Raw genomic sequence first — 18,490 nt, 5'->3', positions numbered from 1 at the left:
GCTTAATCCGGCCAGCGCAGCGCGGCATCGAAGCGGTGCCGGCTGCGGTTTTCGATCGGCGTCGCGATGATTTCGTTGGAAGCGCGCGCCTTGTCGAGTTCCTCGGCCAGGCGGTTTGCGACGATGACGTCCTGGCCCGGATGCAGGTTGCACGGGTCGAGATAGAAATAACGGTGCTCCACCTCATGGTCGCGCACGATGATCGGCGGGTTGCCCCTCGCCAGCGCATCGGCCAAGTCCCAGGCGGTGATATGGGCCTCTTCGGGATCGACGATCAGGCGCAGCCGCTCGAGCGGATTGTTGGTCGGGTCAGGCTCGATCAGCGAGGTCAGGCCGGGGCGGCCATCGAGTGTGCGCTTCCACAGGTTGAGATAACCGGTCTCGCGTTCGCGGATGCCGGCATGGTCACGGTTTTCCCAGGCTTCCAGCGCTGCCATGACGCCGAAGATGCTTTCCTTGCCGACCTTCATGCCGCGGCCGATGCCCATGTTCTGCAGGAAGGCATGGCGCACCAGTTCCTTCCGGCCGGCAACGATGCCGGAGGTCGGGCCGCCGAGGAACTTGTGGCCGGAATAGAGGGCGATATCGGCCCCCTGCTCCAGGAAAATCCGGAGATCGTATTCCGAGGCGGCATCGACGATCACAGGCACGCCCTTGGCATGGGCGACCTCGACGAATTCCTTGAGGTTCAACAGGCCGTAATCGACGACATGGTGGGAGACGACATAGACGGCGGCGGCTGTTTTGTCGGTGATCGCCTTTTCCATGTGGAAGCGATGCGTCGAGGTCGCCTGGCCGATCAGCACGGCCTTGCCGCCGGCAAGCCGGATCGCCTGGTCGACCGGAGCGCCGTAGCTCACCACATGGCCCATCTGCACCAGCACTTCGTTCTTCTCGGGCACGGCATCCGGCAGCTTCTCGATCGCCAGCAGATTGTCGGCGGTGATGGCGCCGGCGACCGCCAGCGAAATACCGGCCGAGCAGGAGGCGGTGACGAAGCCCGCCTCACCGCCGGTCAGCCGGGCGATGATGGCGCTTGCCTTGCGCTGCAGGTCGTTGATCTCGACGAAATGCGGCAGGATCGATGCCATCGCCTCGATCGCCTCCGGCACGACGATCGACGCGCCGAGGCTGGTCATCGTGCCGGATACGTTGATGACGGGCCGAAGGCCGAGCGAAGGTCTGATATCATTGGGCATGAAGGTCTCCAGAAGTCTGGGTCGAGGAACGGGCCATGGGTGGACCCTTCTCCAAATATGAAAGCTCTCGTCAGCCATTCAAGGCAACGATCGCCTCGATCTCGACGGTGATGTTGCCCGGCAGCGAGCCGAAGCCGACGGCTGAGCGGGCATGTTCGCCGGCCGCGCCGAAGACCGCGATCAGCAGATCCGAGCAGCCGTTGATGACGCTCGGATGATCCTCGAACTCAGGCACGGCATTGACCATGCCGAGCAGCTTGACCACCCGCTTGACGCGGGAGAGATCGCCGAGCGCATCATGCATGACGGCGAGCAGATTGATGCCGGTCAGCCGTGCATGCCGATAGGCCTCCTCGACACTGACGCCGGCGCCGACCTTGCCGGCATGCAGGAAGCCATCGGCCTCGCGCGGCCCCTGGCCGGAGAGGTAGAGCATATTGCCCTCCACCACATGCGTCACGAAATTGGCGATCGGCGGCGGCGGCGGCGGAAGCTTGATGCCGAGGGCGGCTAACCGTTGGTAAGGCGAGTTCTCGACCTTGCCGGCGGCGGTGGGAAACTGATTCACGCAAACTCCTGTCATGCAAATTTGGATTGGGCCGACGTCTGGTCGGCGGATTAAAGGTCCTTGCGAAGTCTTGGATCGAGCATGTCCCTGAGGCCGTCGCCGACCATCTGCAGCGACAGCACCGAGAGGATGATGGCGACACCCGGAAACAGCGTCATCCAGTCGGCCTGGCCGATATATTGGCGGCCGGCGGCGATCATCGTTCCCCAGGTCGGGATTTCGGGGCTGACGCCGAGGCCGAGGAAGGAGAGCCCGGCTTCGGCGAGCATGGCGCTGGCGAAGAGGAAGGTGGCCTGCACCAGGATCGGCGAGAGCAGATTGCGCAACACATGCCGGGTCATGATGTGGAAGGTCGAAATGCCGAGCGCCTTTGCCGCCTCGACATAGGGCAGCTCGCGAATGACCAGCGTCGACGCACGGACGATGCGGGCAAGGCGGGGCGCATAAACGATCGACAGCGCGATGATAACCGTGGTCAAGGAGGGACCGAGGGCGGCGACAAGCGCGATCGCCAGCAGAATATCGGGAAAGGCCATCATCGCGTCGATCAGCCGGGCGATCGGCGTATCGAGCTTCTGGAAAAAACCGGCAAGCAGGCCGAGTGTCACGCCGATCACGGCTGACAGGCTGACGACCGCCACCCCGACGAGCAGCGACAGGCGGCCGGCAAAGATCGTGCGCGAGAAGACGTCGCGGCCGAACTCGTCGGTGCCGAAGAAAAAGGTGCCGCTCGGCGGTTTCAGCCGGTTGACGATGGAAAGTTTGGACGGCGAATAGGGCGCGACGACAGGGGCGAAGACCGCCAGCAGCACGAAGATCGTCAGGATCAGCAGGCCGAAGGCCACCGTCTTGCGCTTCAGCAGGCGGCGGACGAATTTGCTGCCTTCGCTCTCGGCGGGCTTGATCGCGATATCGGCCATCAGTAGCGCACCCTCGGATCGACCAGCAGATAGAGCATGTCGATTGCAAAATTGATCAGCACGTAGAGGGCGGCGATGACGAGCAGCGCCCCCTGGATGACGGGGTAATCGCGGCGCAGCACCGCCGAGACGACGAGATTGCCGACACCCGGCAGGCCGAAGACGGTCTCGGTGACGACGGCGCCCGAAATCAGCACCGCCGCCGTCAGGCCGAGCACCGTCAGGATCGGGATCAGCGCATTCTTCAGCGCGTGCTTGAGGATGACCTTGCGCTCGACCAGCCCCTTGGCGCGCGCCGTGCGGATATAATCATCGCCGAGCACATCGAGCATCGACGCGCGGGTGAAACGCAGGATCAGCGCCGAGGAGACGATGCCGAGCGCGAAGGCCGGCAGGGTCAGATGATACATCCGCTCAAGGAAGGTCGAGCCGGGGCCGCCATAACCCGAGACCGGGAAAAGGTTGAGCCGGACGGCGAAGAACTGCATCAGGATGAGGCCGAGCCAGAAGCTTGGGATGCTGGCGGCAAACATCGCCAGCGTCGTTGCCGCCTGGTCGACGAAGGAGCCGCGCCGATAGGCCGCATAGATGCCGATCGGCAGCGCGATGACGCCGGCAATGGCCAGCGAAAACAGCGTCAGGAAGAAGGTCGGCTCGGCGCGGTCGAGCAGAGCCGAGGTGACAGGCATGTTGAGGAAGATCGACTGGCCGAGATCGCCCCTCAGCAGCTGACCGATATAATAGAAATATTGCAGGCCGAGCGACTGGTCGAGGCCGAGGCGGCTCCGCAGATCGGCAACATCCTGCGGCGTCGAATCCGGCCCGAGCATGACGGCAGCCGGGTCCCCCGGCGTCACGCGCACGATGACGAAGACGATCGTGACGACGAGAAACATCACGACGATCATGCCGAACAGGCGCTGGAGGATGTAGCGGATCATGAATGCTGGCCTTCAAGCCCTTGCAGATGCGGCAGAAAAGAAGACCGGCACCGGCCACGAAGGGCCGGCGCCGACGGCGATGTTTACTTCTTGATCGAAGCGTTCCAGAAATACGGCCATGGGGCCGGATCGACACCTTCGAGCTTGACCGATTTCGCCGAGACGGCGTTGAAATCGCCGATCTTCATAAAGGGCGCATCTGTATAGATAGCCTTCTGGACATCGGCCCAGAGCGCGACGCGCTTCTTCGGGTCGACCTCGGCGGTGAAGGCATCGACGGCGGCCTTGCGGGCCGGCGTATCCCACCAGCCGGGCGAGCTGGTCGAAAGCGAGCCGATCAGGGCCGGCTCCGGCAGGAACGGGCTGTGGGTGATGTAGATATCCCAGAGCTTCGGATCGGTGCGGCGCTGGGTCAGCGTCGCCCAGTCCACCACCTGCATATCGACGGTGAAGCCGGCAAGCTTCAGATATTCTGCGGCGACCTGCGCCATCTTATAGTGGAATTCGTACTGCCGGCTGGTCAGGATGCGGATCGGCTCGCCATTATAACCGGCCTTCTTGGCAGCAGCGGCCGCCCCTTCCGGATCCGCGAGATTATAGGCGCCTTCGACGCCGGCATCGGTCGACCAGGAAAAGGACTTCGGATAGATGGCGCCGTCGAGCGCATAGAAATCCTTGCTGCCGAAAGCGGCGGCGAGCATGTCTTCCATGCTGAGCGCCTGGCGGATCGCCTTGCGGACCTCGACATTCCCAGCAACACCTTCCTTCGTGTTGAAGACGAAGACCGGATAGCCGAAGGGCTTCAACATGACCGGCTGCGAGGCAGTCGACGCCTTCACCTTGTCGTAGGATTCGACGGCGATCGAATCGACATAATCATACTGGCCGGAGACGGCGGCTTCGACACGGGTGTTCGGATCGGGCACCGGCACGAAGCGGATTTCATCGAGATATTGATGGCGGGCGCCGCCATAGCCATTGCTGTCGCCGTCACGGGACTTGTAGCCATCGAAGCGGACGAGCTGGATATACTGGTCGGCCTTGCGCTCCTTCAGCATATAGGGACCGGTGCCGATGAACTCCTTCATCGGCTCGTCCTGTTTTTCCGAGGGAATGATGATCGCCGCCGAATTATTGAAGGCAAGCAGCGAAGTCAGCGGCGCATAGGGCTGCTTCAGCGTGATTGTGACGGTCGAAGGATCGACAGCAGTGATCTTGTCGATGAAGCCCGACACCTGCTTGCCGCGCGAGGCGATCTTCATCCAGCGGGTCAGCGAGGCGACCACATCGTCCGAGGTCATGTCGCTATTGTCGTGGAACTTGATGCCGGTCCTGAGCTTGATCGTATAAGTTTTGCCATCGGCGCTGATCTCAGGCAGGCTTTCGGCCAGCAGCGGCGTGACGTTCCAGCTCTTGTCGAAAGTGTAGAGCGTTTCGAAAATATGCTGGGTGACAATGCCGACGAGATCGGCCGTCGACGACATCGGATCAAGCGTCGGCGGCTCGCCGATCGTCGCGACATTGATGACGCCGCCCTTTTCCTGGGCAAGCAGGGTCGAGGGCAGGGCGACAAGCGCGGTGCCAAGGAGAAATGCGACAAGTGTTTTCATGTGAGGGCTCCCGGTCAAGTTCCACAATTATGTAATCAATCTTTTTGTAACAGAATAAGAGCTGGATTGATCCTGTCAAGCGTGGGTGACCGATTATGCCTCTGCCGGGATACCGGAACGCGAGAAAACACAATCTTCGGCTGCGCCCTGCACGAAGGCTGCGCATTATGCCAAGCACACGGATGGTCAGGCTTCAGCGGAACGGGAGAAAAGAATGAACATCAATTTCAAGGGCGGAAAATGGCTGAACGAACCGGCCAGCTGGCACGCCGACGACACCGCCCTCACCCTGACGACCGATGAAAAAACCGATTTCTGGCGGGAAACCCATTACGGCTTCACCCGCGACAGCGGCCATTTCCTCGCCTTTCCCACGGCAGAGAGCTTCACCGCCCAGATCCGCATCCAGGGCGAATTCCGCACCCTCTACGACCAGGCTGGCCTGATGGTGCGCCTCGACGGGAAACGCTGGGTAAAAACAGGCGTGGAATTCACCGACGGCGAAGCTTTCCTCAGCACCGTCGTCACCGACGGCAGGTCCGACTGGTCGGTGTCACAACCCTTCAAGGGACTCGAAGATTTCCACATCCGCGTCACCCTCGCCAACGGCGCCCTGCGCATCCAGACCTCTTGCGACGGGAGCCGCTGGCCGCTGCTGCGGCTAGCGCCCTTCCCGGCCGCCGACGGTTACGAGGTCGGGCCGATGGCCTGCACGCCGGAGCGCAGCGGGTTGACGGTGCGCTTTTCGGAGTTCTCGATCGGGTTGGCGATTGCGACGGATCTTCATGATTTGAGTTAGACGCTATTATAAGATTCTCTGCGGACACGATCTGGGGTGATCCACGAATGTTGGCCGTTCTATTCGTTGCCCCTGCTGTAAATGCCACACAAATAGGACTGTCATTTTCGAGATGACATCCGCCCCATTCTCTGCGAAAAAGAGCGCGATGAGAGACAGGGGCGCCCGTCGACAGACGGGCTGAGAAGCACCCTTCGAACCTGAACCGGATAATGCCGGCGGAGGGAGTCGCTCGGGGTCGCGGCACTGCCGTACGAATGACCCCGTGCCCGCCCCCGCCTGAAAGGGGCCACATGCAGACCAGGACCACACCAGGAGCCATGCTGAAGGCGATGCGCGAAAAGCCGCCGCTCGTTCAGTGCATCACCAATTACGTCGCCATGAACATTGCCGCAAATGTTCTGCTGGCCGCCGGCGCCTCGCCCGCCATGGTGCATGCCGCAGAGGAAGCCGGCGAATTCGCCGGCATCGCCAATGCGCTGACGGTCAACATCGGCACGCTGTCGCCGCAATGGATCGACGGCATGCAGGCGGCGGCGAAGGCAGCGACCTCAGCCGGCAAACCCTGGGTGCTCGATCCGGTCGCCCATTATGCCACGGCTTTCCGCCGCGATGCGGTCGCCGGTCTGCTGGCGCTCAAGCCCACGATCATCCGTGGCAATGCCTCCGAGATCATCGCGCTCGCCGGCGGCGAGAGCCGCGGCCAGGGCGTCGACAGCCGCGATCCGGTTGAACAGGCGGAAGGTTCGGCGCGATGGCTCGCCGAGCGCCAGCAGGCGGTCGTCGCCGTCACCGGTGCAGTCGATTTCGTCACCGATGGGGAGCGGGCGGTGCGGATCACAGGCGGATCGGCCTTGATGCCGCAGGTCACCGCCCTCGGCTGCTCGCTCACCTGCCTCGTCGGCGCCTTTGCCGCCACAGTGCCCGAGGATATGTTCGGGGCGACGGTCGCAGCCCTTGCAACCTTCGCCATCGCCGGCGAAGAGGCAGCACTCGGTGCGGCCGGTCCCGGCTCCTTCGCCTGGCGCTTCCTCGATGCGCTGAACGCGCTTGACGCCGAAACGCTCGATGCCAGGGCCAGGATATGGGCCGCATGAAGACCTTCGATCTTTCGCTCTATCTCGTCCTCGACCCCGATCTCTGCGCCGGGATCGGCATGGTCGAGACCGCCCGCCTTGCCGTTGCCGGCGGCGCGACAATGGTGCAACTGCGCGACAAACATGCCGGCACGACCGGGATGATCGAGACCGGACGCGCGTTGAAACAGGCGCTTGATGGCACCGGCGCCCTGCTCATCGTCAACGACGATGTCGAGGCGGCTATCGCCATCGGCGCCGACGGCCTGCATATCGGCCAGGAAGACATGGATGCGGCGAGAGCGCGCAAGATGATCGGCCCCGGAATGATCCTCGGCCTGTCGGTCGAGACCGAGGCGCTCGCCGCTGCCGTCGATCCCAGCCTCGTCGATTATACCGGCGTCGGCCCGGTGTTTGCGACGCCGACCAAGGCCGACCACAAGCAGCCGATCGGCTTTGAGGGCCTGGCAAGGCTGGTGGCGGCTTCGCCGGTGCCGTCGGTTGCGATCGGCGGCCTGAAGGCAGAGCATGTGGCCGAAGTCTTTGACGCGGGCGCCAAGGGGCTTGCCGTCGTCTCCGCCATCTGCGGCACGCCGGACCCTGAAGCCGCCGCTCGCCGCATCGCCGGAGAAATCCGAAAGGCCCGCGCATGATCCGCAACGTCCTCTCCATCGCCGGCTCCGATCCCTCGGGCGGCGCCGGCATCCAGGCCGATCTCAAGGCCTTTTCCGCTCGCGGCGTCTACGGCATGGCGGTACTGACCGCGCTGACGGCGCAGAACACTCAAGGTGTCACCGGGGTGCATCTGGTGCCGCCGCAATTCGTCGCCGACCAGATCAACGCCGTCTTTGCCGATGTGCGCGTCGATGCCGTCAAGATCGGCATGATCGCCAATGCCGGCATCGCCGATGCCGTCGCCAACGCGCTTGTTGCCGCACTGGCCGACCGGCGCAGCATCCCCATCGTCATCGACCCCGTCATGATCGCCAAGGGCGGCGCCGCCCTGCTGGCACCCGAAGCGGTCGACGTGCTGACCAGCCGGCTGCTGCCGCTGGCGACACTTCTGACCCCGAACCTGCCGGAGGCCGCCGCCCTGCTGCACCAGCCGGTGGCGACAAACCGGTCTCACATGGCGGCGCAGGCCGAGCAGCTGCGCGCGCTCGGCCCGGCGGCCGTGCTGGTCAAGGGCGGTCATCTCGACAGCGACGACAGCCCCGACGTGCTTGCCACAGCCGACGGCCTGCACTGGTTCGAAGCCAGACGCGAGCCGACCAAGAACACCCACGGCACCGGCTGCACGCTGTCGAGCGCGCTGGCGGCAGAGCTTGCCAAGGGCGCCTCGGTGTCTGAGGCCGTCGCCATCGCCAAGGATTACCTCGCCGGCGCGGTCGCGGCATCAGGAAGCCTCACCGTCGGCTCCGGCCACGGCCCGGTGCAGCATTTTCATGCGCTCTGGAGAGTCGAGGGATAAGCGCGCACATCGACGCACGCTTCCATCGAAACGGCTCGGGCTCGCGCCCCGAGCCGTTTTTGCGTTCGGCAACTACCTTGCTTTGAAAGCAGGAGCGTAACGGCGAGCAGCGTTGCGACCCATCTGAAAAATCCCTGTTGACAAGCCCAGCCAGATCGCCAAATCTATGTCATTAAAAGGGGATATATTCCGTAATAGAGGAATATCAGGAGGAGTGACGGGTGCCAGACCTGCTTGTGAGCTTATACTCCACACAGCTTGCCGATCTGAAGCGGAAAGCCGACGATGTCAGCGTTTCCATCCGCCCGGCCCTTCCCCCGGAATTGCATCTCGTCGTCAACTGGGTTCGCGAAAACTTCAGCGAAAACTGGGCGAGCGAAGTTGCAATCGCCTTCGCGCGTCAGCCTGTTGCCTGCCTGATCGCCGTCGACGGCGGCAAGCTCAAGGGCTTTGCCTGCTATGACACGACGGCGCGCGGCTTCTTCGGCCCGACCGGCGTCGACCGCCAAGCGCGCGGCAAGGGCATCGGGCTCGCCCTTTTTTCCGCCTGCCTTCAGGCGATGAAGACGCTCGGTCACGCCTATGCCTTCATCGGCGATGCCGGCCCGGTCGATTTCTACGCCGGGACCGCCGGCGCCATCGTCATCCCCGCCCCCGACAAGGGCATTTACGAAGGCATGCTGAGAAGCATGCCGAAATGACCATCTGATCCCGGAGTTACAGAATTGTCCTCGACCCCGCTCGCCCTTTTCGTCGGCCTTCCGAATCCCGCGATTTCGGATGATGAATTCGCCCTCTTCCGCGAGACCAATCCGCTCGGCCTCTTCGTCGGCCGGCGCAACCAGCGCGAGCCGGAACAGACCAGGCGCCTGATCGAACGCTTTCGGCAAGCCGTCGGCCGCGACGATGCGCCTGTCTTCACCGACCAGGAAGGCGGCCGCGTCCAGCATCTCGATGCCGGGCCTTGGCCGCTTTTCCGCAGCTTCGGCCAGTTTGCCGAACTTGCCCGCCGCGATTTCGATCTCGGCAAAAAAGCACTGCGCCTTTCCTCCCAGGCCATGGGCGCGATGATGACGGAACTCGGTCTTTCCAGCGGCTGCTCGCCCGTTCTCGATCTCGTCTTCGAGACGACGAGCGCGGTCATCGGCGCCCGCTCTTTCGGCCCGGATCCCGATGTCATCGCCGCCCTCGGCCGCGAGGTGGTCAATGGCCTGCTCGAGACCGGCAACATGCCTGTGATCAAGCACATTCCCGGCCATGGCCGTGCGACGCTTGACTCCCACAAGGAGCGCCCGGTGGTCGACGCCTCCCGCGCGACGCTCACTGCGACCGATTTCAAGCCCTTCGTCGCGCTGAAGGATACGCCCTGGGCGATGGTCGCCCATGTCGTCTACTCGGCCTATGACGCGGAGCTGCCGGCCTCCGTCTCACCTGTCATGCACGACGTCATCCGCAACGACATCGGCTATGACGGCGTGCTGATTTCCGACTGCATCTTCATGGAGTCGCTCGCCGGCACCCTGCCGGAACGCGTCAGGCAGGTGCTCGACGCCGGCTTCGACATCGCCCTCCACAGCCATGGCGACATTGCCGAAAGCGAGGCCGCCGCCAAGGCCGCCCGGCCGCTGACGGACGCCGCGCTGCAACGGATCGCCGCCGGCAAGGGCCGCCTCGGCAATCTCAAGGTCGACGTCCGCGCCGCCCATGCTGAAGTCGAAGACATGTTTGCAAGCGCGCTGGTCTCCTGACCGGCGCATCTCTCATCGTATAAAAAAGGGGAATAAGACATGAAAAAATATCTTCTTGCCGCCGCTGCGCTGACGCTGCTTTCGGGCTCTGCCCTGGCGCAGACGATCCTGACGGTAAATATCGAACCGGCGACGACCTGGGTTCGCAACTTCAATCCGTTCAACCAGACCTCGTCGCGCCAGTCGACGCTCGATTTCATCTACGAGCCGCTGGTTATCTTCAATCGCTTCGACAGCAACAAACCGGTTTATCGCCTGGCCGAAAGCTTCAAGCTCTCCGACGATCTGAAGAGCATCGATTTCAAGCTGCGTCCGAACCTGAAATGGTCGGACGGTAAGCCGCTGACCGCAGCCGACGTCAAGTTCACCTATGATTATCTAAAGAAATTCCCGGCGCTCGACTTCGTCAGCATCTGGACCTTCATCACCGACGTGCAAGCCGTCGACGGCCAGACGGTGCGCTTCACGCTCGCCAATCCGAGCTCGCTCGCCGCCGAGCAGATCTCGCAACTGCCGATCGTTCCCGAATATGTCTGGAAGGACGTCGCCGATCCGGTCACTTTCGCCAACGAGACGCCGGTCGGCAGCGGCCCGCTGACTGAGGTGCCGCGCTTCACCGGCCAGACTTACGACCAGTGCCGCAATCCGAATTACTGGGACAACGCGCATCTGAAGGTCGATTGCATGCGCTTCCCGCAGCTTGCCGACAACAACCAGATGCTGACGGCGACGGCCGACGGCACGCTCGACTGGGGCGTCTCCTTCATTCCCGATATCGACAATGTCTACGTCTCCAAGGACCCGGCGCATTTCCACTACTGGTATTCGCCGAGCAGCATGGTCGCCTTCCTGTTCAACCTGGACACGGCGAACGAGAACAACAAGAAGGCCTTCAACGATCTGAAGTTCCGTCGTGCCGTCTCGATGGCACTCGACCGCAAGACGATGATCGATGTCGCCGGCTACGGCTATCCGACGCTGAACGAAGACCCCGGCCTGATGGGCGAGCTTTACAAGAGCTGGGCGGATCCATCGGTCAAGGCCGACTTCGGCAAGTTCGCGACTTATGACGCCGATGCCGCCAAGGCGCTGCTCGACGAAGCGGGCTATAAGGACAAGGACGGCGACGGCCTCCGCGACAATCCCGATGGCAGCAAGATCTCCTTCTCGATCATCGTCCCGAGCGCCTGGACCGACTGGATCGACACCGTCAACCTCGCCGTCGAAGGCATGCAGGCAGTCGGCATCGACGCCAAGATCGAAACGCCTGAAGAAGCCGTCTGGACCGGCAACCTCATCAACGGCACCTTCGATGCGGCGATCAACAGCTTGCCGGCATCGGCCTCGCCCTATTATCCCTACAAGCGCGCCTTCAGCGCTTCGGACAAGGGCAAGACCCGCTTCACCGCGCAGCGCTGGTTCAATCCTGATGTCGAGAAGCTCGTCACCGAGTTCACCCAGACCGCCGATCTTGCCGAGCAGAAGGATGCGATGAACAAGGCGCAGCGCATCGTCGCCGAAAATATGCCCGTCATTCCGGTGTTCAACAATCCGAACTGGTATCAGTACAACACCAAGCGTTTCACAGGCTGGTCGACCAAGGAAAACCCCTTCGTCAATCCGTCGATCTCGCGGACCAACCCGGCACGCCTGCTCAACCTCTTGGCCCTCGAACCCGTCAAGTAAGCATCATCATCCCGGGAGCGGCGTCAGAGCATGATGCCGAAAACTGTAAGCGGTTTTCGGATGCTCATCTAGACGCGCCGCTCCCGTCACGACGGAGTTCCCATGGCTTTCCTGCTTCGCCGCCTCGTCTTTTACATGGCAGCCTTCATCGCGGCAGCGACGATCAATTTCTTCCTGCCGCGGCTGATGCCGGGCGATCCGGTGCAGATCATGTTCTCCAGCGCCGGCACCGAATTGCCACCGGAAAGCCTGCAGGCGCTGAAGCTCACCTTCGGCTTCGTCGACGGCCCGCTCTGGCAACAGTATCTCACCTATCTCGGCAGCATCTTCACCGGCGATCTCGGCCGCTCGATCAAGTATTTCCCGCTGCCGGTCACATCGGTGCTCGGCCATGCTCTCATCTGGACCGTCGGCCTGATGGGCACAGCGACGATCATCAGTTTTGCACTTGGCACCCTGCTCGGCATCGCCGCCGCCTGGCGCCGCGGCAGCAGGTTCGACGTTATCGTCTCCGTCGGCGCGATTTTCGCGACCTCGGTGCCGGCCGTCGTCACCTCGCTGATCGTGCTCTTCATTTTCGGCTTCACGCTCGGCTGGTTTCCGAACGGCTACGCCGCCGATCCATCGCTCGATCCAGCCTTCAGCCTGCAATATCTCGGCAGCGTCGCCTATCACGGCATCCTGCCAATGGTGACGCTCTGCACGGTGCTGATCGGCGGCTTCACCGTCACCATGCGCAACAACATGATCAACCTGCTCGGTGAGGACTATATCGTTATGGCCCGCGCCAAGGGACTTTCCGACCGACATGTGATGCTCTGGTACGCCGCCCGCAACGCCCTGCTGCCGACCGTCTCCAGTCTCGCCATCGCCATCGGCACCATCCTCGGCGGCTCGCTGGTGACGGAGGTCGTCTATAACTATCCCGGCCTCGGCAACATTCTCTACCAGGCGATCCTCGCCCGCGATTACCCTGTCATCCAGGGCCAGCTCCTCATCATGACTGCGACCATGCTGATTGCCAATTTCATCGTCGACGTCAGCTATATGCTGCTTGACCCGCGGCTGAAGGGAGCGTGAGATGATGACCCTACTTCGAAACCGCAAGGCGCTCACCGGCCTCGTCATCATCGCCGTCATCATCATCATCGCGATCGCCGCACCGCTGCTGACGCAATATGATCCCGCCGCCCGCACCGGGCGGCCGCACCAGCCGCCGTCGCTCGACCATATCCTCGGCACCACCCGCATCGGCCAGGATGTCTTTGCCCGGCTGATTTACGGCGCCCGCACCTCGCTTGCCGTCGGCTTCGGCGCCGGCCTGCTGATCACCCTTGTCGGCACCGCGCTCGGCATCATCTCCGGTTATCGCGGCGGCAGAACCGACGAGGTGATCAGCTTCTTCACCAATATGGTGCTGGTCGTTCCCAACCTGCCGCTGCTGCTGGTGCTGGCCGCCTTCATCGGCCAGGCAAGCCCGCTCGTCATCGCCCTCATCCTTGGCGCCACCTCCTGGGCCTGGGGCGCACGCGTCACCCGCGCCGAAACGCTCTCCGTCAAGCACAAGGATTTCATCAAATCGGCCGAGATGATGGGCGAGCCGCAATGGCGGATCATGACCTTCGAGATCTTTCCCAACGTGATTTCGATCGTCGGCATCAATTTCATCGGCAGCGTCATCTTCGCGATCATCACCGAGGCGACGCTGGAGTTTCTCGGCCTCGGCGATCCCCGCGCGATCTCGTGGGGTACAATGCTCTACAATGCCCAGAAGGCCTCGGCCCTTTCGGTCGGTGCATGGTGGGATATTCTCACCCCCTGCTTCGCGCTCGCCTTCCTCGGCATCGGCATGTCGCTGTTGAACTTCGCCGTCGACGAGATCGCCAATCCGCGGCTGCGCACCGGCAATCACCTGAAGCGCTGGTCCCTGCTCGTCCGTTCCGGGGAGGGCCGCCTGTGACGCAGCCGTTGCTTTCGGTGAGGAACCTCACCATCGACTATATCGGCGAGGAGAAGGATTTCCGCGCCGTCGACGATGTCAGCTTCGACGTGGCGCCGGGCGAGGTCTTCGGCCTTGCGGGCGAATCCGGCTGTGGCAAAAGCACCATCGCCTTTGCCATCAGCCGCCTGCACAAACCGCCGGCCCTGATCCGCAAAGAGAGCCGCATCCTGCTCGACGGCCGCGACGTGCTCGGGCTCGACCGGCAGGCGCTTGCCGCATTCCGTTGGCGCGAGGTCGCCATGGTCTTCCAGAGCGCCATGAACTCGCTGAACCCGGTGCTGCGCATCGAGGCGCAATTCTACGATATGCTGCGCACCCACAAGGGCATGAGCCGTGCGGCGGCCCGCGAGCGCACCGCCGAGATGCTGAGGCTCGTCGACATCGCGCCGGACCGCATGCGTGACTATCCGCATCAGTTTTCCGGCGGCATGCGCCAGCGCATCGTCATCGCCATCTGCATGGCGCTCGCTCCGAAGCTCGTCGTCATGGACGAGCCGACGACGGCGCTCGACGTGGTCGTCCAGCGCGAGATCCTGCAGCGCATCAACGAGCTGCGCCGCAATTTCGGCTTCTCCGTGCTGTTCATCACCCATGATCTCGGGCTGATGGTGCAGTTCTGCGACCGCATTGGCATCATGCTGTCAGGCAGGCTGGTGGAGCAGAACACGGCCGCGGCGATCTACCGGACGCCGCAGCACGACTACACCAAAAAGCTCTGGGCCTCCTTCCCCTCGCTGCATGGAGGAGTGCTGTTATGAGCGATGCCATACTCGCGCTCGACGCGGTGACGAAGACTTTCGGCCACGGCACCGGCACCGTGCATGCGGCGCGCGTCATCTCGTTTTCGCTGCATGCCGGCAGGGCGCTGGCGCTCGTCGGCGAATCCGGCAGCGGCAAGACCACCTGCGCCCGCATGGCGATGCGCGAATATCTGCCGACATCGGGCCGGATTCTCTACAAGGGCCGGCCGGTCGAAGCGGCGAACTCCGCCGAGATCGCCCGCTACCGCCGCTCGGTACAGATGATCTTCCAGGATCCCTTCGCCTCGCTGAACCCCTCCCACACCATCGCCCATCATCTGAGGCGGCCGCTGAAGCTGCATCGCCCGGAGATCAAAGGAAGCGAGATCGACGGCGCGGTCCGCGAACTGCTTCACCGTGTCAGGCTCGATCCCGATCTTCTCGCCCCGAAATATCCGCATGAACTCTCCGGCGGCCAGCGCCAGCGCGTCAACATCGCTCGCGCACTCGCCGTGAAGCCGGAGGTGATCGTCGCGGACGAACCGACCTCGATGCTCGATGTCTCGGTGCGCCTCGGTGTATTGAATCTGTTGAACGAGATGAAACAGGAGATGAACCTCGGCCTGCTCTACATCACCCATGACATAGCCACCGCCCGTTATGTCGCAGAAGACATCGCCGTGATGTATGCCGGTCAGATCGTCGAATGGGGCAGTACCGCCCGGGTGATCGACAATCCGCTGCATCCCTATACAAGGCTGCTGCTCTCGGCCGTGCCCGATCCCGACATCCGCTTCGAGGATCCGAAGGCCCGTCTCCGGCCCGACGAGGTCGAGGATATCCGCCGCCGTTCGGCCGCGCCGCAGGACGAGATCGTCGAAGTGGAGCCGGAGCATTTCATGCGGATGATCTGACAGCCCGTTTGATTGCGCCTCAGCTGAGTTCTTGCGCAAGCCCGAGGAGAAGCCCTTCGGGCCCACGGATGTAGCAGAGCCGATACGCGTCCTTATACTGGACGACCTCGCCTACGAGCTGCGCGCCCCGCGCGCTGAGCCTTTCCAGCGTCATGTCGATGTCATCCACGGTGAACATGACGCGGAGATAGCCGAGCGCGTTGACCGGAGCGTTGCGGTGATCTGCGACGATATCAGGCATGAGGAAGCGGGAAAGCTCGAGCCGGCTGTGGCCATCAGGTGTGCGCATCATGGCAATCTCGACGCGTTGATCGCCCAGTCCAGTGATACGTCCGGCCCATTCTCCTTCGATCGTGGCCCGTCCTTCGAGCTCGAGGCCGAGTTCGCCAAAGAAATCAACCGCTGCTGCGAGGTCTTCGACGACGATGCCTACATTGTCCATCCGCTTGAGCGCCATGTTTCCAATCTCCAAAGTGTCGTTGCAATCTACGAGGTGCCGCCTCGTCTGACAAAGGACGTTTGAGGCGCCCCAACACCGACAGCCGTCCGAACCCAATTCGCTGCTGTCCACATCAGAAGCTTGAATCATGGACCGCCTCAAACCACCGCGCCGTTTTCAAACGGTCTCCGAGGCCTGCTGACTGGCCCGGCTCATCGCCGCATGCTAGGGGACGGTTCCTTTCAAACGAGGCAAAGCCGTCATGCTGCCCTGGATACAGCTCGATTCCGCGACCATTCCCGGTGAAAACGGCGAACTGCGATTGAAGCGGCGCGGCGGCGAATTCTCGATCATGCTCGGCGCCAATGAGCTGATGAACAGCCGCCTCAGCGGCTCGGAGGAAGCGCTGGCGACACTTTCCTGGGAGCGGATCAAGGCGCATCCGAAGCCGAGAATCTTGATCGGCGGGCTCGGCATGGGTTTTACCCTGCGCGCCGCCCTGGCAGTTCTTCCCGAAGATGCCGGCGTCACCGTCGCCGAACTGGTGCCTGCTGTCGTTGCCTGGGCCCGCGGCCCGATGACCGAGGTCTTCAAGGGCTGTCTCGACGATCCGCGCGTCGGCATCCATCAGGGCGATGTCGGCGAGGCGATCCGCGCCGGCAAGGCCGCCTATGACGCGATCCTGCTCGACGTCGACAACGGCCCGGATGGGTTGACCCGAAAATCCAACGATCGGCTCTACGATTTCGCCGGCCTTCGCGCCGCCCGCGACGCACTTCGCCCCGGCGGCGCGCTTGCCGTCTGGTCGTCCGGTCCGGATCCGGATTTCACCAGCCGCCTCAAGGACAGCGGTTTTTCCGTCGATGCAGTCAACACCCGCGCCAACGGCAAACGCGGCGGCGCCCGTCACGTCATCTGGCTGGCGGTCAAAGCGACGAGCTGACGGGAGGCCCTGAAGTATTCCTCAGGCGGCGTCCGTCTGCAATTCGCCCTCTTCGCCCTGGCCGCGGAAAGCCTGCAGCATCAGGTTGAGAAGCTCCTTGGTGGGCTCACTACAGGCGAAAAGGTCGTGCCGTATGGCGTCTATGATGTGACGGCCAACACCGGCTTCGTCAGCCTCGGCATAACGAGCGACACGGCCGAGTTCGCGCTGCAGGCAATCCGATGTTGGCGCGAGCGAATGGGATGCGAGCGCTATCCAACAGCAAGCGACCTGACTATTACCGCAGACTGCGGCGGCTCGAATGGTGCGCGCGTGCGGCTGTGGAGGCTCGAGCTGCAAAGGCTCGCCGACGAGACCGGCCTCACCCTCACGTCCACCATTATCCGCCGGGCACATCCAAGTGGAACAGAATAGAGCACCGCCTGTTCTGCATACCACGCAGAACTGGCGCGGCCGACCGCTGACGGATCGTGTCGCAGTGGTGGAGCTGATCGGCGCGACAACGACGAAATCCGGCCTCAAGGTCGAATGCGCACTCGACACCCGCATCGACCAAAAGGGCATCAAGGTCAGCGATGCAGACATGGGGATTCTCGACATCACCGGCGACCCGTTCCATCCTGAATCGAACTACACAATCAAGCCCCGACGGTCGTAGCAGTTATTGCGCGGAGTGTCCTAATGGCGCAGGATCTTGCTCAGGAAGGCGCGGCTGCGGTCGGTTTTCGGGTTGGCGAAGAATTCATCCGGCGTGCCGCTCTCGACGATCGTGCCGGCATCCATGAACACCACGCGCTGGGCGACCTTGCGGGCAAAACCCATCTCGTGGGTCACCACCATCATGGTCATGCCTTCCTCGGCGACGGCGACCATGACGTCGAGCACTTCCGAGATCATCTCGGGATCGAGCGCCGAGGTCGGCTCGTCGAACAGCATGATTTTGGGGCGCATGGCGAGGCAGCGCGCGATCGCCACACGCTGCTGCTGGCCGCCGGAAAGCTGTGCGGGATAGGCATCGAGCTTGTCGGCAAGGCCGACCTTGGCAAGCAGTTCGCGGCCGGCCTTCTCGGCCTCGGCACGCGGGATCTTGCGCACGTGGATCGGCGCCAGCGTGACGTTCTCCAATGCTGTCTTGTGCGGGTAGAGGTTGAACGACTGAAAAACGAAGCCGATCTCGGTGCGCAGCCGTGTCATGTTGGTAGCGGGATCGCCGAGGCGCTGGCCGTCGACGATCAAATCGCCGTCACGGATCGTCTCCAGACCGTTGATGCAGCGGATCAAGGTGCTCTTTCCCGACCCGGACGGGCCGCAGACGACGACAACTTCGCGCGGCTCGACGCTCAGCGTGATATCCTTGAGCACATTCAGTGGGCCGAACCATTTGTTGACGCCGCGAAACTCGATCATGCTGGTTCAACCTTTCGGATTTTGCGG

General features: G+C 62.9%; 19 protein-coding genes, 1 pseudogene and 1 riboswitch. Of the genes and pseudogenes, 13 read left to right on the top strand and 7 right to left on the bottom strand.

The features are described from left to right. Positions 1-2: 2 nt before the first annotated feature. The 5 genes from HJB84_RS08535 to HJB84_RS08515 all read right to left on the bottom strand — a co-directional run bounded on the left by HJB84_RS08535 (position 3) and on the right by HJB84_RS08515 (position 5,238). On the bottom strand, positions 3-1,199 hold the full coding sequence (locus HJB84_RS08535; protein WP_207585241.1) for an aminotransferase class V-fold PLP-dependent enzyme: 1,197 nt from the start codon (positions 1,197-1,199) through the stop codon (positions 3-5). A gap of 70 nt (positions 1,200-1,269) precedes the next feature. Beyond that, positions 1,270-1,782 carry a RidA family protein gene (locus HJB84_RS08530; RefSeq protein WP_207585240.1) on the bottom strand — a complete coding sequence of 171 codons (513 nt, stop codon included), beginning with the start codon at positions 1,780-1,782 and terminating at the stop codon, positions 1,270-1,272. Positions 1,783-1,817: 35 nt separating this feature from the next. After that, a complete protein-coding gene (locus tag HJB84_RS08525; RefSeq protein WP_221115702.1) occupies positions 1,818-2,687 on the bottom strand; it encodes an ABC transporter permease in 870 nt (289 codons plus the stop codon). Then, the gene (locus tag HJB84_RS08520; protein ID WP_221115701.1) at positions 2,687-3,628 is read right to left on the bottom strand and encodes an ABC transporter permease; all 942 of its coding nucleotides are present in this window, start codon (positions 3,626-3,628) and stop codon (positions 2,687-2,689) included. The genes HJB84_RS08525 and HJB84_RS08520 overlap by 1 nt, the downstream gene beginning before the upstream one ends. Positions 3,629-3,711: 83 nt before the next feature. Beyond that, positions 3,712-5,238: an ABC transporter substrate-binding protein gene (locus tag HJB84_RS08515; RefSeq protein ID WP_221115700.1), complete on the bottom strand. Its 1,527-nt coding sequence runs from the start codon at positions 5,236-5,238 to the stop codon at positions 3,712-3,714. Between the two features lie 214 nt (positions 5,239-5,452). Between HJB84_RS08515 and HJB84_RS08510 the strand changes: the two genes are divergently transcribed. The 11 genes from HJB84_RS08510 to HJB84_RS08460 all read left to right on the top strand — a co-directional run bounded on the left by HJB84_RS08510 (position 5,453) and on the right by HJB84_RS08460 (position 15,674). Beyond that, a complete protein-coding gene (locus HJB84_RS08510; protein WP_207585236.1) occupies positions 5,453-6,037 on the top strand; it encodes a DUF1349 domain-containing protein in 585 nt (194 codons plus the stop codon). A 147-nt stretch (positions 6,038-6,184) separates the two neighbouring features. Further along, positions 6,185-6,281: riboswitch (TPP riboswitch) on the top strand. Positions 6,282-6,330: 49 nt separating this feature from the next. Continuing rightward, positions 6,331-7,134, top strand: coding sequence for a hydroxyethylthiazole kinase (thiM, locus tag HJB84_RS08505; RefSeq protein WP_221115699.1), 804 nt, complete (start codon positions 6,331-6,333; stop codon positions 7,132-7,134). Further along, entirely contained in the window at positions 7,131-7,766 is a 636-nt protein-coding gene (gene thiE / locus HJB84_RS08500) for a thiamine phosphate synthase (RefSeq protein ID WP_207585234.1), read from the top strand. Before thiM ends, thiE begins: the two co-directional genes overlap by 4 nt. Beyond that, entirely contained in the window at positions 7,763-8,584 is an 822-nt protein-coding gene (gene thiD / locus HJB84_RS08495; RefSeq protein ID WP_207585233.1) for a bifunctional hydroxymethylpyrimidine kinase/phosphomethylpyrimidine kinase, read from the top strand. The genes thiE and thiD overlap by 4 nt, the downstream gene beginning before the upstream one ends. A gap of 221 nt (positions 8,585-8,805) precedes the next feature. Beyond that, positions 8,806-9,285, top strand: a complete 480-nt coding sequence (locus HJB84_RS08490) for a GNAT family N-acetyltransferase (RefSeq protein WP_207585232.1) — start codon at positions 8,806-8,808, stop codon at positions 9,283-9,285. A 24-nt stretch (positions 9,286-9,309) separates the two neighbouring features. Further along, on the top strand, positions 9,310-10,332 hold the full coding sequence (locus HJB84_RS08485) for a glycoside hydrolase family 3 N-terminal domain-containing protein (protein ID WP_207585231.1): 1,023 nt from the start codon (positions 9,310-9,312) through the stop codon (positions 10,330-10,332). A 39-nt stretch (positions 10,333-10,371) separates the two neighbouring features. Next, positions 10,372-12,018: an ABC transporter substrate-binding protein gene (locus tag HJB84_RS08480; RefSeq protein ID WP_221115698.1), complete on the top strand. Its 1,647-nt coding sequence runs from the start codon at positions 10,372-10,374 to the stop codon at positions 12,016-12,018. Between the two features lie 102 nt (positions 12,019-12,120). Next, positions 12,121-13,098, top strand: coding sequence for an ABC transporter permease (locus HJB84_RS08475; protein ID WP_207585229.1), 978 nt, complete (start codon positions 12,121-12,123; stop codon positions 13,096-13,098). A 1-nt stretch (position 13,099) separates the two neighbouring features. Then, entirely contained in the window at positions 13,100-13,978 is an 879-nt protein-coding gene (locus HJB84_RS08470; RefSeq protein ID WP_207585228.1) for an ABC transporter permease, read from the top strand. After that, the gene (locus HJB84_RS08465) at positions 13,975-14,778 is read left to right on the top strand and encodes an ABC transporter ATP-binding protein (protein ID WP_221115697.1); all 804 of its coding nucleotides are present in this window, start codon (positions 13,975-13,977) and stop codon (positions 14,776-14,778) included. Before HJB84_RS08470 ends, HJB84_RS08465 begins: the two co-directional genes overlap by 4 nt. Continuing rightward, complete coding sequence (locus HJB84_RS08460) at positions 14,775-15,674, top strand: ABC transporter ATP-binding protein (protein WP_221115696.1); 900 nt, start codon at positions 14,775-14,777, stop codon at positions 15,672-15,674. Before HJB84_RS08465 ends, HJB84_RS08460 begins: the two co-directional genes overlap by 4 nt. 19 nt (positions 15,675-15,693) lie before the next feature. Here HJB84_RS08460 and HJB84_RS08455 read toward each other — a convergent pair whose 3' ends face one another. Next, positions 15,694-16,131 carry a VOC family protein gene (locus HJB84_RS08455; protein WP_207585225.1) on the bottom strand — a complete coding sequence of 146 codons (438 nt, stop codon included), beginning with the start codon at positions 16,129-16,131 and terminating at the stop codon, positions 15,694-15,696. A gap of 244 nt (positions 16,132-16,375) precedes the next feature. On the opposite strand from HJB84_RS08455, the gene HJB84_RS08450 reads away from it, so the two are divergent. Continuing rightward, positions 16,376-17,056 carry a spermidine synthase gene (locus HJB84_RS08450; RefSeq protein WP_207585224.1) on the top strand — a complete coding sequence of 227 codons (681 nt, stop codon included), beginning with the start codon at positions 16,376-16,378 and terminating at the stop codon, positions 17,054-17,056. Between the two features lie 120 nt (positions 17,057-17,176). After that, a pseudogene (locus HJB84_RS34060) lies at positions 17,177-17,714 on the top strand (ISAzo13 family transposase); the annotation flags it as partial. 20 nt (positions 17,715-17,734) lie between these two features. Here HJB84_RS34060 and HJB84_RS08435 read toward each other — a convergent pair. Further along, positions 17,735-18,463 (bottom strand): amino acid ABC transporter ATP-binding protein, encoded by a 729-nt coding sequence (locus tag HJB84_RS08435; RefSeq protein ID WP_207585221.1) that lies wholly within the window; start codon positions 18,461-18,463, stop codon positions 17,735-17,737. Positions 18,464-18,490 lie beyond the last annotated feature (27 nt).

Source organism: Rhizobium sp. NZLR1b (assembly GCF_019685155.1).
Classification (GTDB): Bacteria; Pseudomonadota; Alphaproteobacteria; order Rhizobiales; family Rhizobiaceae; genus Rhizobium.
The sequence above is the reverse complement of the archived record's forward strand: the minus strand, read 5'-3'. Positions and strand labels throughout refer to the sequence as shown.

What these genes read in the sequence shown, in the direction of transcription:
- HJB84_RS08525 (WP_221115702.1), bottom strand. Translation starts at nt 2,687, where the DNA reads ATGGCCGATATCGCGATCAAGCCCGCCGAGAGCGAAGGCAGCAAATTC.
- HJB84_RS08455 (WP_207585225.1), bottom strand. Translation starts at nt 16,131, where the DNA reads ATGGCGCTCAAGCGGATGGACAATGTAGGCATCGTCGTCGAAGACCTC.
- HJB84_RS08520 (WP_221115701.1), bottom strand. Translation starts at nt 3,628, where the DNA reads ATGATCCGCTACATCCTCCAGCGCCTGTTCGGCATGATCGTCGTGATG.
- thiD (WP_207585233.1), top strand. Translation starts at nt 7,763, where the DNA reads ATGATCCGCAACGTCCTCTCCATCGCCGGCTCCGATCCCTCGGGCGGC.
- HJB84_RS08450 (WP_207585224.1), top strand. Translation starts at nt 16,376, where the DNA reads ATGCTGCCCTGGATACAGCTCGATTCCGCGACCATTCCCGGTGAAAAC.
- HJB84_RS08515 (WP_221115700.1), bottom strand. Translation starts at nt 5,238, where the DNA reads ATGAAAACACTTGTCGCATTTCTCCTTGGCACCGCGCTTGTCGCCCTG.
- HJB84_RS08475 (WP_207585229.1), top strand. Translation starts at nt 12,121, where the DNA reads ATGGCTTTCCTGCTTCGCCGCCTCGTCTTTTACATGGCAGCCTTCATC.
- thiE (WP_207585234.1), top strand. Translation starts at nt 7,131, where the DNA reads ATGAAGACCTTCGATCTTTCGCTCTATCTCGTCCTCGACCCCGATCTC.
- HJB84_RS08470 (WP_207585228.1), top strand. Translation starts at nt 13,100, where the DNA reads ATGATGACCCTACTTCGAAACCGCAAGGCGCTCACCGGCCTCGTCATC.
- HJB84_RS08530 (WP_207585240.1), bottom strand. Translation starts at nt 1,782, where the DNA reads ATGACAGGAGTTTGCGTGAATCAGTTTCCCACCGCCGCCGGCAAGGTC.
- HJB84_RS08510 (WP_207585236.1), top strand. Translation starts at nt 5,453, where the DNA reads ATGAACATCAATTTCAAGGGCGGAAAATGGCTGAACGAACCGGCCAGC.
- HJB84_RS08480 (WP_221115698.1), top strand. Translation starts at nt 10,372, where the DNA reads ATGAAAAAATATCTTCTTGCCGCCGCTGCGCTGACGCTGCTTTCGGGC.
- HJB84_RS08435 (WP_207585221.1), bottom strand. Translation starts at nt 18,463, where the DNA reads ATGATCGAGTTTCGCGGCGTCAACAAATGGTTCGGCCCACTGAATGTG.
- thiM (WP_221115699.1), top strand. Translation starts at nt 6,331, where the DNA reads ATGCAGACCAGGACCACACCAGGAGCCATGCTGAAGGCGATGCGCGAA.
- HJB84_RS08460 (WP_221115696.1), top strand. Translation starts at nt 14,775, where the DNA reads ATGAGCGATGCCATACTCGCGCTCGACGCGGTGACGAAGACTTTCGGC.
- HJB84_RS08535 (WP_207585241.1), bottom strand. Translation starts at nt 1,199, where the DNA reads ATGCCCAATGATATCAGACCTTCGCTCGGCCTTCGGCCCGTCATCAAC.